This window comes from Oscillospiraceae bacterium (genome assembly GCA_035380125.1).
GTDB lineage: Bacteria > Bacillota > Clostridia > Oscillospirales > JAKOTC01 > DAOPZJ01.
In genome coordinates this window covers 1-11,723 of record DAOSWV010000040.1, presented here as the reverse complement: position 1 = coordinate 11,723, position 11,723 = coordinate 1, and the positions used below count along the sequence as shown (strand labels likewise).

The 11,723-nt window shown below is 48.4% G+C and carries 17 protein-coding genes and 1 riboswitch; of the genes, 9 read left to right on the top strand and 8 right to left on the bottom strand.

Features of this window, described 5'->3' with window-relative positions; genetic code table 11:
* The first annotated feature begins 137 nt into the window (after nucleotides 1–137).
* The 6 genes from tsaE (at nucleotide 138) to PK629_12325 (ending at nucleotide 4,763) form a co-directional block, all read left to right on the top strand.
* Complete coding sequence (gene tsaE / locus PK629_12350; protein HOP12269.1) at nucleotides 138–572, top strand: tRNA (adenosine(37)-N6)-threonylcarbamoyltransferase complex ATPase subunit type 1 TsaE; 435 nt, start codon at nucleotides 138–140, stop codon at nucleotides 570–572.
* Nucleotides 569–1,228: a tRNA (adenosine(37)-N6)-threonylcarbamoyltransferase complex dimerization subunit type 1 TsaB gene (gene tsaB / locus PK629_12345; protein HOP12268.1), complete on the top strand. Its 660-nt coding sequence runs from the start codon at nucleotides 569–571 to the stop codon at nucleotides 1,226–1,228. Before tsaE ends, tsaB begins: the two co-directional genes overlap by 4 nt.
* 1 nt (nucleotide 1,229) lies before the next feature.
* Nucleotides 1,230–1,664: a ribose 5-phosphate isomerase B gene (gene rpiB, locus PK629_12340; protein HOP12267.1), complete on the top strand. Its 435-nt coding sequence runs from the start codon at nucleotides 1,230–1,232 to the stop codon at nucleotides 1,662–1,664.
* 15 nt (nucleotides 1,665–1,679) lie between these two features.
* Complete coding sequence (locus tag PK629_12335) at nucleotides 1,680–2,435, top strand: HAD hydrolase family protein (GenBank protein HOP12266.1); 756 nt, start codon at nucleotides 1,680–1,682, stop codon at nucleotides 2,433–2,435.
* A 233-nt stretch (nucleotides 2,436–2,668) separates the two neighbouring features.
* A complete protein-coding gene (locus PK629_12330; GenBank protein HOP12265.1) occupies nucleotides 2,669–3,589 on the top strand; it encodes a S1 RNA-binding domain-containing protein in 921 nt (306 codons plus the stop codon).
* 94 nt (nucleotides 3,590–3,683) lie between these two features.
* Nucleotides 3,684–4,763 (top strand): hypothetical protein, encoded by a 1,080-nt coding sequence (locus PK629_12325; protein ID HOP12264.1) that lies wholly within the window; start codon nucleotides 3,684–3,686, stop codon nucleotides 4,761–4,763.
* On the opposite strand, the gene PK629_12320 is transcribed toward PK629_12325, so the two are convergent.
* From PK629_12320 to PK629_12285, 8 genes are all read right to left on the bottom strand, one after another.
* Nucleotides 4,741–5,301: an ECF transporter S component gene (locus PK629_12320; protein HOP12263.1), complete on the bottom strand. Its 561-nt coding sequence runs from the start codon at nucleotides 5,299–5,301 to the stop codon at nucleotides 4,741–4,743. The genes PK629_12325 and PK629_12320 overlap by 23 nt on opposite strands.
* An 83-nt stretch (nucleotides 5,302–5,384) precedes the next feature.
* A riboswitch (FMN riboswitch) is annotated at nucleotides 5,385–5,500 on the bottom strand.
* Nucleotides 5,501–5,515: 15 nt separating this feature from the next.
* Nucleotides 5,516–5,782 carry an HPr family phosphocarrier protein gene (locus PK629_12315; GenBank protein HOP12262.1) on the bottom strand — a complete coding sequence of 89 codons (267 nt, stop codon included), beginning with the start codon at nucleotides 5,780–5,782 and terminating at the stop codon, nucleotides 5,516–5,518.
* A 283-nt stretch (nucleotides 5,783–6,065) separates the two neighbouring features.
* On the bottom strand, nucleotides 6,066–6,767 hold the full coding sequence (trmD, locus tag PK629_12310; protein HOP12261.1) for a tRNA (guanosine(37)-N1)-methyltransferase TrmD: 702 nt from the start codon (nucleotides 6,765–6,767) through the stop codon (nucleotides 6,066–6,068).
* 6 nt (nucleotides 6,768–6,773) lie between these two features.
* Nucleotides 6,774–7,286: a ribosome maturation factor RimM gene (gene rimM, locus PK629_12305; protein HOP12260.1), complete on the bottom strand. Its 513-nt coding sequence runs from the start codon at nucleotides 7,284–7,286 to the stop codon at nucleotides 6,774–6,776.
* Entirely contained in the window at nucleotides 7,286–7,519 is a 234-nt protein-coding gene (locus PK629_12300) for a KH domain-containing protein (protein ID HOP12259.1), read from the bottom strand. Before PK629_12300 ends, rimM begins: the two co-directional genes overlap by 1 nt.
* A gap of 49 nt (nucleotides 7,520–7,568) precedes the next feature.
* Complete coding sequence (gene rpsP / locus PK629_12295) at nucleotides 7,569–7,814, bottom strand: 30S ribosomal protein S16 (protein ID HOP12258.1); 246 nt, start codon at nucleotides 7,812–7,814, stop codon at nucleotides 7,569–7,571.
* Nucleotides 7,815–7,877: 63 nt separating this feature from the next.
* The gene (gene ffh / locus PK629_12290; protein HOP12257.1) at nucleotides 7,878–9,194 is read right to left on the bottom strand and encodes a signal recognition particle protein; all 1,317 of its coding nucleotides are present in this window, start codon (nucleotides 9,192–9,194) and stop codon (nucleotides 7,878–7,880) included.
* A gap of 14 nt (nucleotides 9,195–9,208) precedes the next feature.
* A complete protein-coding gene (locus PK629_12285) occupies nucleotides 9,209–9,571 on the bottom strand; it encodes a YlxM family DNA-binding protein (protein ID HOP12256.1) in 363 nt (120 codons plus the stop codon).
* Between the two features lie 366 nt (nucleotides 9,572–9,937).
* On the opposite strand from PK629_12285, the gene PK629_12280 reads away from it, so the two are divergent.
* From PK629_12280 to PK629_12270, 3 genes are all read left to right on the top strand, one after another.
* Entirely contained in the window at nucleotides 9,938–10,609 is a 672-nt protein-coding gene (locus PK629_12280; GenBank protein ID HOP12255.1) for a flavin reductase, read from the top strand.
* A gap of 39 nt (nucleotides 10,610–10,648) precedes the next feature.
* On the top strand, nucleotides 10,649–11,209 hold the full coding sequence (locus PK629_12275) for a hypothetical protein (GenBank protein ID HOP12254.1): 561 nt from the start codon (nucleotides 10,649–10,651) through the stop codon (nucleotides 11,207–11,209).
* A 114-nt stretch (nucleotides 11,210–11,323) separates the two neighbouring features.
* Nucleotides 11,324–11,623, top strand: coding sequence for a hypothetical protein (locus PK629_12270; protein ID HOP12253.1), 300 nt, complete (start codon nucleotides 11,324–11,326; stop codon nucleotides 11,621–11,623).
* Nucleotides 11,624–11,723: the final 100 nt, after the last annotated feature.

Below are 11,723 nucleotides of genomic sequence, written 5' to 3'. Positions count from 1 at the left end.
CGCTACTCTTTTTTTCCTCCTCCCTTTTGTAACACATCAATTGTAATCCTACACCTTTTTCATTCTGTTTATGGCTTCACTCACATTGACAGAAACGCGCTGTTTGTGTTAAAATTTCACCGAAAGCAGGTGAGGGTTTGCGCGGAAAATTCGTCGCAAAAAATCTGACTGAGACCGAAGCACTGGCACAAAAACTCGCCGGTGAACTGTGCGGCGGTGAGGTTGTCGCCTTTTTCGGCGATCTCGGCAGCGGAAAAACGACTTTTACTTCGGCTCTCGCGGCAGCACTCGGTTGCCCCGAAACGGTTACAAGCCCGACATTTGTGATTTATAATCGGTATACAGGACGGCTGGCTGTCAATCATTTCGACATGTACAGGATCAACGATTTTGACGGGCTTTATTCAACCGGCTATTTCGACGTCGCCGGTCAGCCGGATTCGGTAACGCTGATCGAGTGGAGCGAGCATATCATCGATTTAATTCCCGAACCGACAATGTGCGTGTATGTCACACCGGGAAAAACACCGAACGAGCGGATTTTCGAATTCACGGAGGAAAAGAAAGCATGAGAATTCTTGCGATTGATTCCTCCACTTCGACCGCGGCGGTCGGAATCGGCGAAAACGGTAAGACATTGATTTCGAAATTTACTAACAACGGCTTGACGCATTCTCAAACGTTGATGCTGATGGTCGCCGAATGCCTTACCGAATGTGGTTTGACCATGAAGCAGATTGATGCGGTCGCGGTCACAGTCGGCCCCGGCTCGTTTACGGGTGTGCGAATCGGTATCAGTACGGCGAAAGGGCTTGCGATGGGCGCGGACATCGGTGTAATTCCAGTGTCATCGTTAGCGGCGCTGGCCGAGAACGGAGCGGGGGAGGAAACGCTGATTTGTCCGGTATTCGACGCCCGCTGCGGACAGGTTTATAACGCTTTATTTAATGGCTTCGAACGGCTGACCCCCGACCGTGCATTGACGATTGTCCAACTGCGGGAAGAACTTACAGGAAAGCCCGTATTATTGTTCGGCGACGGGGCAGAACTATGCGCCGAACAAATTCCGAACGTTATCCTTGCAACGGAAGAAAAACGGTTTATCATTGCCGACGGCATTCTGACTGCCGCACAAAAGGGAAAACCAATTGATTTTGAAAGCATTCAACCGGTCTATCTCCGACTGTCACAGGCGGAAAGAGAACGTGAAAAGAAAGGGAGAAAATAAAATGATCGTTATCGCATCGGACCACGGCGGATTCGAACTCAAACAGGCCATCGGAGCATGGCTCAAAGAAAATCACTATGACTTCATCGACTGTGGCACCGATTCCACGGAGTCGGTGGATTATCCCGTTTATGCTAAACTAGCTGCGCAAAAAATTTTATCGGGCGAATGTAACTGCGGAATCATCTGCTGCGGCACCGGCATCGGCATCAGCATCGCTGCTAACCGCTTCAAAGGCATCCGCGCGGCACACTGCGAAAGCGTTTGCAGCGCTGAAATGGCTCGCCGTCACAACAATGCCAACATCATTTGCCTCGGCGGCAGAACCAATACCTTCGAACAGGCGGTTGAGATGATCAAGGTGTTTTTAAACACCGGCTTCGACGGCGGTGAACGCCATGAGCGCCGCATCAAAATGATGGACGAACTATGCTGAGAATACAGGAAAACCGTGAAATATAAATTATTGGTTTTTGACCTCGACGACACCCTTCTGCGCTCCGACAAAACCATCTCTGACGTAAGTGCCGATGCCATTCGGCGGTGTGCACAGGCGGGTATAAAAATCGCCTACATCACCGCGCGTTCGCCGCGTAAAGTGGGTCTGTTTTTAAAAGACCTGCCATGTGATGCGCTGGCGCTTTATAACGGCGCTTTAATTTATATCGGCGGAGATTTGATCGGGAAAAACGTCATCTCATTTTCAGCGGGCATGGAAGTTATCAAAAAAGTCCTTGTACGATATCCCAAAACCGGGTGCGGTATCTATCTCGAACCGTACAGCTATTTAAAAGGGAGTTTGAAAAATATCGCGACCGGAGAAATAGTGCCTTGCGCGCCTGAACAATTGCCGGAATGCGACATCCAGCGCATTCGCCTGATTTTCGACGAATACGACAGTTATGACATCTTCGATTGCATCGGGCCAGAGATGAATCTGTTTCCGTCTCCGAACGCGGCATTAATCACGCACAAAGACGCCGACAAACTAAACGCGCTCCGAAAAATCACCGGGAAACTGGGGATTGATTTAAAACAGACGATTGCGTTCGGAGATTCCGATATCGACGTGGAGATGCTGAAAGGCGCGGGCATCGGCGTCGCGGTTGAAAACGCGCTGCCAGAAGCCAAGGCAGCTGCCGACGAAATCTGCGACACTAACGACAACGACGGTGTGGCAAAGTGGGTCATTAAAAATCTGCTTTGATTTGTCATCCTGAGCGTAGTCGAAGGATCTCGTTGCCGTGATGTTTACGGTGATCCGTCCCCGAAAGACTTTATCAGGCCGAGATTCTTCGACTGCGTACGCTAAGCGTGTTCCGCTCAGAATGACAATTTATTATCACAATGTGGCCGCAGAAGCGGCCTATTTCTTTTTATTGGTTATGAGGATGGACATCCCGTCATATATTTTTACAGAACATGACGGAGGTGTACATTATGAGGAATTTCTATCCCGAGGGACAGTTGATCAATACGCCGCAAAACCGCGCAGCGTTATTTTCGCGCAGCGGATTGGAATGGGCCTTGAGCGGCAACCGAACCATCGAGGCGCGTGCAGTGATGTGTGACCGCGATCATAATCTGGCGATTGATCTGGGCTGTATGCGTGGAATTATTCCGCGAGAGGAAGCGGCGTTAGGTATTGCGGAGGGCAAGGTCAAAGACATCGCGGTCATCTCGCGGGTTAATAAGCCGGTCTGTTTCAAAGTCACTGGGTTCGGTGAACGCGAAGGAAGGGCGGTCGCTGTGTTATCCCGAAAACGGGCACAGGAGGAGTGTGCAAGAGAGTACATATCCCATCTTGAGCCGGGAGATATTATTCCCGCAATCGCAACGCACAATGAAAATTTCGGTTCGTTTTGCGACATCGGATGCGGCATTGTGGCTCTGCTGCCCATCGACAGTATTTCGGTTTCCCGCATCTCCCATCCGTCCGACCGGATTAAAGCCGGAGACAATCTGTTTGTCGCAGTGCGTGGCGTGGACAACGAGGGTCGGGTGTGCCTGACCCACCGCGAACTGCTGGGTACCTGGGAACAGAATGCAAAAAAATTCAGTCCCGGTCAGACGGTTTCGGGGATCATTCGTTCAATTGAGGAATACGGCGTTTTTGTTGAGCTGACGCCGAATCTCGCCGGCCTCGCAGAGAAAAAAGATGGCATCAAGATCGGTCAATCCGCCAGCGTTTTTATCAAAAACATCATTCCGGAAAAAATGAAAGTCAAGCTGATTATCGTTGACAGCTTTTTTGATGATCAGGGTTCTGTTTCAACCGAGTATTATATCACTGAGGGGCGGCTGGCAAATTGGCGCTATTCCCCGCAGGTGTGCAATAAAATCATCGAGACCATATTTTAATGTTTTTACATATTTAATATAATCAATTCCCTTTCGCCGGGCATATATTGCAGTAGAGTCATCACCCGCAATACATACGACGGAGGAAAATTTTATGTCCAAATCTCTTGATTTTTTCGCTGCAGCCAACAGCAGCGAGGGTTTTTATTCACTCTTTTCCGAACTCTACGGACTCGACGATCTGCCGCATGTGAAATTGATCTGGGGCGGACCGGGTACGGGCAAATCGACGCTGTGCAAAAAGATCGCGGATCGGTTGATTGAAAGCGATCTCGACTGCGAGCTGATTCACTGCTCGTCAGATCCCGATTCACTGGACGGCATCATCTGCCCGCAGAAAAACGCTGTCATTTTGGACGCGACGCCGCCTCATACCGTCAAGCCGCGGGCAGCCGGTGTGATCGAAAATCTGATTGATATCGGTCAGTTCTGGGATAGAAATAAATTACGGACGGATGCTGCGTCTATTGCCAACCTTTTTAGTGAAATTTCTGCCGAATACACTTTGGTGTATCGTGATATCGCTTCAGCGGGTGATTTTGCCGCTGTCAAGCAAAAATACGGCGTCAAGATGCTGGATGTTAAAAAAACGCGAAAGTTCGCAGGCCGGTTTTGCAGCAAGTTTATTCCGAAGGGTGAAGGGCGGGGAAAGAGAAAAGATCGCTTCCTGTCCGGTGTCACTCCGAACGGTTTCTTGTTTTATGTTGATACCGTAACGGCGTTGTGCGATAAATTGTTTTTAATCGAAGACGATGCGGGTACCGCCGCCGAAGTTTTGATCGGTTTGATCGGTGAATATGCGCTTGAAAACGGATATGATTGTTATTATTGCCGCTGTCCGATGCGCCCCGAGCATACCGAACATCTGCTGATTCCGAAACTCGGTATCGCCATCCTCACGAAAAACGCTTTCCACGGTAAAGCACTATCCGGAAAAGAAATTGAGGCTGAACGGTTTTACATCCGTCCCATCTACCGCGACTTCGGCACGGTGTTTTCCATCTACGACAGTACGATTGAAAAGCGTCTTAACTGCGCCTGCATGCGGCTCGAGAAAATCAAAAAACGCCACGATGATCTCGAGGCGTTTTATAAGGCGGCGATGGATTTTTCAAAGATCGAAGAGCTGGCAGAAAAGACGGCAGAAGAAATTATTTTGCTGTCCGACAATTAACCAGTCGGGAGATCGGTTTATAGATAAAGAAAGCGATTGTACAGTTGATTACACACTTGATCAGATTAAACGGCAGTATGATCGGGAGCAACATCGGAAACACTTCCGCTTGGGGGATTCCCAAAAACAACGGCGTAATGAGAATGTTCGCCCCGAGCATAACGGCAATTTCGGAAACGGCTCCGGCGGAAAGTGCAATAACAGCACCTTTGTGAGTTTTACGATAAGCATAGATCATTCCCGAAACCAACACAAGCGTACCGGTTGCGATAAAATGCATCAATATTCCGTATAAACCGCTGGATGCGCTGACCGTAAATCCCTGAATCAAGCTGACAATTGCGGTAAGCACAAGTCCGATTATAGGACCGAACATAAACGTACCGATCAAAATCGGGATATCACCGGGTTCATATTCCAGATATGAAACGAGCAGCGGAAATCGCGCAAACAGTGCCAATACAATTGATAATGCGGCTAAAACGCCGATAACAGCGATACCTCTGGTGGTAAAGGTGCGATTGGAAATGAGTTTCATAATGATTCGGCGACCTTTCAAATAAAATCGAAAAAAGCAAAAAGCCCCTGTCAAAGACAAGGGCGAGGGCTCGCAAAAAAATGTGAACTCTTCTTTCATCCGGACTATACCGTCGGTATCGGAATTTCACCGATTCAGCGGTTACCCGCTCGCGGACTTTACCGCCGGTGGGGAATCGCACCCCGCCCTGAAGAGAGTATAATTCAGTTTTAAATCAGTTTTCTTCGAGACCGGATTCGAGCAGTGCAACCAAGGCGTTTACAGCTTCGTTTTCATCCGATCCGTCGGCGACAATGCGGATGTTGGAACCGCCGATAATCCCCAGAGAGAGCACACCGAGCAAACTCTTGGCATTCACGCGGCGTTCTTCTTTTTCCACCCAGATCGTGGAACGGAATTCGTTCGCTTTTTGTATAAAGAACGTAGCAGGTCTTGCGTGCAGACCGACCTTGTTTCTGACGACGACATCTTTATATACCATCATTAAGACCTTCCTTTTGCAGGTTTTGGGATGTTTGATCCGGTAGTAAAAAGAATTTACATACTCGATAAAGAAGGAACAAACTCCGAGTTTGAAAAAATTATTTTCAAACTTTACACCCTCCAGATTGAACGCCCGAAAGGGCTTAGTCACGTCACTATTATAATACTTTTTACAAGAATCGTCAACCGAAAACCCATTTCTTTTGAAAAACCTTTAAATTTTTAGGACAACCTACAAAGTTTCGGACAAAAAAACAGACGCGTTGTGCAATGTTACAACATTATTCATCGCTTTTTGGGCAGTTTTTACGAAGCATATCCGGTCGCTTTTGTTGCGTGATTTCAATTGATTTTGCTGCCCGCCATTTTTCGATATTTTCATGATGCCCGGATATCAGCACTTCCGGAACGGAGATATTCCGCCAAACTTCGGGGCGGGTGTATTGCGGGTACTCGAGAAGTCCGTCTACATGGCTCTCGCCGAGATAGCATTCGGGCTGTGACAACACGCCGTCGACCAAGCGAACGGCGGCATCGGTAACTACCATTGCAGCAAGTTCACCGCCGGTCAGAACGTAGTCGCCGATTGAGATTTCTTCGTCGACAATCAGATCGATAACGCGCTGGTCAATTCCCTCATAGTGGCCGCATAAAATCGCGAAACCGCCGAGTTTTGACAGTTCAAACGCTTTTTCCTGTGTAAACGGTTTACCCTGCGGGGACATATAGAACAGCTTCGGACGGTATCCGCATTCTGCGCAGATCGCTTCAAAACATGCAAAGACCGGCTCGGGACGTATCACCATGCCCGGACCGCCGCCGTAGGAATAGTCGTCGACGCGGTTGTGCTTGTCGCCGGAATAATCGCGGATGTTGTGATAACGGATCTCACAGAGACCCTTTTGCTGCGCTCGTCCGAGGATGCTGCTGTCGGTGAAAGCCGCACAGACCTCGGGAAACAATGTCATAATATCCACTCTCATGGTGTGTTAACCCTCATCGTCGAAAATGCCGGGAATCGGGGTGATCGTTATTTTTCCGGCTTTCAGATCAATGTTGTTCACAACCTGTGGAATGGCGGGAAGCAGCTTCTCGGCGCTGTTTTTGTCTTGTACGGCATAGACATCATTGGCGCCGGTCCGGTAGATATTCGTGAGTTTGCCGTATTCTATACCGGTGATTGAATCGACAACCGAAAGTCCGATCAGGTCGTCCTCAAAAAAACTGCCGTCGGGAAGGACGGCGTCTTTTCGCGCAAACCATAGGGTCTTTCCGACCAGTGTTTTGGCGGTGTCGATATGATCGTAGCCTTCGGCTTTGACGATTGCCTGAACATTGGTGCCGCGCCAGCTTATGATGGTTAGCGGATCACGCTGTGCGCCCAGGTACAGAGTTTTAAACTGCGCGGCAAAATCGAGGCCATCGCACCACAAATCGACCTTGAATTCGCCTCTCAGCCCGTGGGAGGAGACGATTTTTCCTATTTCAAGGTAGTCGTGCATTATTTGACTTCGAGTAAAGCGTTTTGACCCTGTCTCGCGGCAGCCGCTTTAAAGAGCGTCTTGAGGCAACGAACCATTCTTCCGCTTTTTCCGATCACACGCCCCATGTCGCCAGCAGCGACGCCAACGGTATAGACCACTGCGCCCGACGCATCCGGCTGCGAAACCTCTATGGATATCTCATCGGGATTGGAAACAATCCCGCCGAACAGTAAAGTGATAAAATCTTCCATTACGGGTATGCCTTTCCGGATCATTCACCTTTCGGAGAAAACCCTTTGATTATTCGATGATGCCGTTCTTCTTCAACAGCACTTTAACAGTCTCTGTGGGCTGAGCGCCGTTGGCAATCCACTTCTTGGCCTTTTCGCCGTCTACCTGAAATACGGAAGGTTCGGTCAGCGGGTTATAGTAGCCGATTTCTTCAATGAATCTGCCGTCACGCGGGAATCTGGAATCCGCTACGACTACACGGTAGGAAGGTGCTTTTTTTGCGCCTGTGCGCTTTAATCTGATTTTGACTGCCATTAAGAATTCCTCCAAAATTGTGTGTTTGTTTATGTGGAAACCGGATTTACCGGTTGTCACCGTTTAGAAACCCATTCCGGGATAACGTTTGCCGCCTTTTTTGCCGAACTGTTTCATCATGCCGCGGATCTGGTCCATTTGCTTGAGCAGACGGTTGACGTCTTCGACTTTGGTGCCGCTGCCGGCGGCGATTCGGCGTTTGCGGGGCGGCGAGATCAGGTTGGGATCGGAGCGTTCGGCGGGTGTCATCGAGCTGATCATCGCGTCGATTTTGGCGAAGCGCTTCATGTCGATGTCTTCTTCTTTGATCTTGCCCGCACCGGGGATCATGCCGATGATGTCGGCCAGATTGCCCATCTTGTTCATGCGTGAAAATTGATCGCGCAGATCGTTGAAGTCGAATTTTTTGGATTTGAGTTTTTTTAGCGTTTTTTCGGCTTCGGCCTCGTCGAACTGGGCTTCGGCTTTTTCGATCAAAGTCAAAACGTCGCCCATGCCTAAAATCCGGCTGGCCATGCGGTCGGGATGGAAGGTCTCAAGCTGGTCGATCTTTTCGCCCACGCCGATGAATTTGACCGGTTTTCCGGTGACGGCTTTGACCGTCAAAGCGGCGCCGCCGCGGGTGTCGGAGTCCATTTTGGTCACAATCACGCCATCGATACCGAGCGCGGCGTTGAAGCTCTCCGCGACATTGACGGCATCCTGACCGGTCATCGCGTCTACCACGAGTAAAATCTCATTGGGTTTGACAGTGGATTTGACGTTTTTCAGTTCGTCCATCATGGTTTCGTCGATATGCAGACGGCCTGCGGTGTCGAGTATTACAACGTCGTTTCCGTGATCCTTAGCGTGTTTAACCGCTTCTTTTGCGATTTTTACGGGATCGGTCTGACCCAGTTCAAACACGGGCAGATCGGCCTTTTTTCCGATAGTGACAAGCTGGTCGATGGCTGCGGGGCGGTAGATATCGCAGGCGACGAGCAGTGGGCGTTTTCCCTGAGACTTCAGCAGATAACCGAGTTTGGCGCAGTGGGTGGTTTTGCCGCAGCCCTGCAAACCGCACATCATGATGACCGTCGGGGGTGTTGAAGCGAAGTTGATGCGGGTATTGGTGCTGCCCATCAGCTCGGTCAATTCCGCATTGACAATCTTGATAACCTGTTGAGCAGGGGTCAGGCTTTGGAGCACTTCAGCACCAAGGCACTTTTCACCGATCTTTGCCACAAATTCCTTTGCGACTTTAAAGTTGACGTCGGCTTCGAGCAGTGCGATCCGCACCTGCCGCATGACGTCTTTAATATCGCTCTCGGAAAGTTTCCCGCGGTTTTTAAGCGCTTTGAAAATGCCGCTGAGTTTTTCGCTGAGACCTTCGAATGCCATTTCGAAAAAAGCTCCTAATCCAGAAGTTTTTGCGAGACCGAGATGATTTCCCTGATCCCGTCGTCGGTGATTTTCGAATAGGAATATCCTCTGTTTTGCGCAGCGATGCTGCGGGAGATACGGATGATGGTATCGAGCCCTTCGTGCATCTGCAGATATTTTGCGCAGAAACCGACTTTATCTTCAAACTCCGTCATGACTTGTTCGGAACGCTTGATCGCGTCTCGAACACCCTGACGGGTGATCCCCACAATTTCGGCGATTTCAGAAAGAGACATATCGTCGTTATAATACATCTCGGTGACTTCGCGCTGTTTTTCGGTTAACAGATCGCCGTAAAAATCCAGCAGCAAAGAGATCTCCAGATTCTTTTGCACGTCATCGCCTCCTGTGGGATTTGTGTAAAGCACATAAACTTTACATCCGGATTATACAATAATTATCCCGATCTGTCAAGTGCTTTTCGACAAAAATTTCATGCATTTTAAGACAAACAGAGCGGGGAACAGTCTTAAATGTTCTTTACAAAAACCAATTTAAACTCACATCTTGTGGAAAGGGATGAAATCATATATAATCACAATATTGTTACGGTGAATTTTGGGGCAGAAATTTTGTTTGTTTTGTTCAAAGGCAAATGAGCAGATGGAAAAATTGCGACATGAAACACGACACACTATGGTCGTGTTTCATGCGATAGAATAAAAAAGACAAAAATCCGAAAAAGAGGAGCACACATAATTATGAAAAAGGAAATCTCTATTTCAGAAAGACCCGAAAAATTCACTGATCAATATTTAAGGGCCTGCGGCAATATCTCATGGTATGATTTTGTGACAGCCATGCCTTCACTGGTGTTCGTTGTCACGGGCTGGAAACCGAACGGAAAGGAAAATGCCTGCCTGCAGTCCTGGTCGAGTTTTATCGGAGGTGGTGTGAATGATTTTATCTGTATCATGAGCAGGGTCTCAAAAAACGGGCATATGTACGGATCATTGAAAGAGACCGGCGTCTGTGTGTTGAATTTTCCTTCTTTCGATATCTATGATCGCTGTATCAAAACCATCGGGAACAATCAATATGAAGCAGACGAGATCACTGCTTCCGGTCTGACGGCGGAAAAGGCCTCAAAAGTAAACGCGCCGCGAATCAAAGAGTGTTTTTTAAATATCGAATGTGAATTTTTATGGGAACATGAGCTTATCGAGGGCAGCTGCGAACTGACGGTTGCGCTGAAAGCCGTCAACATCTGCATGGACAGTGATCGTTATGATCAAGATAAACTCGGCAGATACGGAAAGACCGGATTTTTGTTTCAGGTAGATCAGCCCACCAATCCGGAAATAGGTGAGGTCACTCCGATCATGGCCGGAACTATGGAGCCGAGTGATCCGTTTTCGTGGAATACAAAATAGCTGCTGTTGAATGTATTTTCAGGGTATAAAGGAGGTACTGTGATTTATCTATATCATTACTTTGAACGTAAAGTCGGGCCGTTTGTCAGTTTATCCGATTTATCAGTCGCAGAGGCAATGAAGATACAAGCAGAGCTTGATAAGCAAAACACCACCTTTCACGCGGGAATGCGCGGTGAAAAATACTACGAACGCCGTAAGGTTTTGGAACAACTGGTGCGTGCGATGTTTATTGAAAAAGGCGGTCAGCCGGTGCTATTGACTCCTCATTATATGGTGATCGGAGAATGTCCGTGGCTGGCATCTTGGTTTGAAGACGGCGATTACATCAAAATTCCCATCGATGAATTCGATTTGAACACGGTATCGTTTACATACGGCGACACTTTTCCGACGTTCAGCCCGAATGTGACGGACGGATTGGAATACCGAAGGCAGGTATACACATATAAAGAAATTCTGCGTATCATAGAAAAATACGGATTGCCGCAGGATTTCTGGAACGAACCTGTTTTCGCCCAGCCGGCATATGTGGAAGCGCAGGTGTGGAGCGGCACTCCGATTTGCCGTTATCGTATGAAACATTGTTTACGAGATTAGCAGGGGTTTTTAGCCGGGATTGGTTTTTGCGGAAAAGTTTTGGGTTGAAAATTCATGGCATCCGTGGTATACTGTAATAGGTAAAAACCGCATTATGCGTAAGGAGTGATTATAATGGCACAGGAGCCGTCGAAATATCTGACATATCAGGGAAAACCGCTGGTACGTGCAAAGGATACCATTTATTATGGCGATCCCACCGACAGCTGCATCATCGAGATGAAGGTGCTGGATAACAAAACAGAGGGCGGAAAAGAAATTCCGAACCGTATTTCGGTGATGCTGGTATCAACGGATATCCTGACCGGCAGACCGCAGATTTTCAATAAGACTGAGCGGAAGGGTTTTTATAACGCAATGGATGTTGCGTCAATTTGGCTGCAGAGAAAGCTGAAAGAAAACGAAAAAGCATAACCACTGAGAAAAAAACGACCCGTCTGAGTCATCAGACGGGTCGTCTCTTTGTATCCAGAAAACCACTCGCTAGGCGAGTGGTAGAAAAAAAGGCTAATGC